Below are 1,536 nucleotides of genomic sequence, written 5' to 3' on the forward strand. Positions count from 1 at the left end.
GTTTCGGCACGCGAAGATCCCAGCTCACGGCAGGCGGTTGGGCAACGCCCGTAGGATGGGCAAAGCAAGCGTCCATCAAGCGGGTTCTAAGGGATCGGACATTCCGCGGCGGTTTCCGCACCGCGGCGGCTGGTTAGGAGGCACCCAGCGCAGCGTGCCCATCGATCCTTCTGTTGGGCACGGCGCGCTATGGGCGGTCGGCTCGAGCGCCGGCTCGGCAGCGCGCCTTGGCCCAACCTACCCGATTCGCTTCCATGCCAAGCGATTGTTTCAGCAGTGATTATCTTTCGATTGCCCGGGGATCCTATCGCATGTCGCAATACGCCCGTTTCTCCTTCCTTCCCGTCCTCCTGTCGCTTCTGACCTGCTGCACTCCCGCCCCGGAGAATCAGGTCATGGAGCTGCGGGGCGCCACGATGGGGACCTTCTACAGCATCCAGGTAGTGGACCTGCCGCCAGCGATCGAGCCAACCAGGCTTCGGGACAGGATCGAGGCCGAGCTGGAGCTGGTCAAGGCTCTGATGTCCACCTATCGAGACGACTCCGAGCTCTCGGGCTTTAATCGCAGCCGAGCCACCGATTGGTTCGCCGTTTCCCCGGCGTTGGCCGGGTTGGTACAGGAAGCCCTCCAGACCAGCGAGGTAAGCGATGGGGCCTTTGACGTCACGGTCGGCCCCCTGGTGAACCTGTGGGGCTTCGGTCCGGGCGGTGGGTCCGATACCTCACCTGCGGACGCTGAGATCGCCCGGGCAAAAGCGCGTGTCGGCTACCGCAAGCTGTCCGTCCGCTCCGACCCGCCGGCGCTGAGGAAATCCGAGCCCACCCTGTACCTGGATCTCTCCGCAATCGCCAAGGGCTATGGTGTGGACCGCCTCGCCGAGCTGCTCGACGCGACCGGGATCGCTGACTATCTGATCGAGATCGGCGGTGAGCTGAGGGGCCGCGGACACAACGGCCAGGGCCATCCCTGGCGGATCGCGGTGGAGCGCCCGGACCCTGAAGGGCGGACAGTCCACAGGATCTTGACGCTGCGTGACGGCGCGATAGCGACCTCCGGCGACTACCGCAATTTCTTCGAGCAGGACGGCAAGCGTTACTCCCATACCATCGACCCTAAGACAGGGCGTCCGGTAACCCATCGGCTCGCATCCGTCACCGTGCTGGCGCCGCGGACGGCGCGGGCGGATGCCCTGGCGACGGCCTTCCTGGTCCTGGGACCCCAGGCGGGATTCGACCTGGCCGAGTCCCTCCGGATCCCCGCCCTGTTTATCGTCCGCACACCCGAGGGCTATTCTGAGCTGCAAACGAGCGCCTTTGTAGACCATCTGCGTTCGGACCCGGATATGAATCGATGAGCTTGATTTCAGACCGGACGGCACTTATCCGCTTGTTCAAAATCCGAGGCTATTTCTACGCGGGCGGAAAATGTCGTCAACATTATTTGACACAAATAGGGTTTGGGGGGTAGTCGGTTAGCGCCACTTAGCCCAGAATGGAGGGGTGCAGTCATTGAGAAGTCCTAAGGGGATAGGACAG

The 1,536-nt window shown here is 63.2% G+C and carries 2 protein-coding genes; both read left to right on the plus strand.

Annotated elements, in window-relative coordinates; translation table 11 throughout:
- Positions 1-280: hypothetical protein (locus BQ17_RS22840; RefSeq protein ID WP_218068296.1), on the plus strand; the 280-nt coding region annotated here is incomplete at its 5' end.
- A 31-nt stretch (positions 281-311) separates the two neighbouring features.
- Positions 312-1,355 (plus strand): FAD:protein FMN transferase, encoded by a 1,044-nt coding sequence (locus tag BQ17_RS15135; RefSeq protein ID WP_089728451.1) that lies wholly within the window; start codon positions 312-314, stop codon positions 1,353-1,355.
- Positions 1,356-1,536: the final 181 nt, after the last annotated feature.

The organism is Candidatus Thiosymbion oneisti (assembly GCF_900092655.1).
GTDB classification, from domain to species: domain Bacteria; phylum Pseudomonadota; class Gammaproteobacteria; order Chromatiales; family Chromatiaceae; genus Thiosymbion; species Thiosymbion oneisti.

Bases quoted from the DNA above. Each gene is read 5' to 3' on its own strand.
- BQ17_RS15135 (WP_089728451.1), top strand. From the start codon at position 312: ATGTCGCAATACGCCCGTTTCTCCTTCCTTCCCGTCCTCCTGTCGCTT.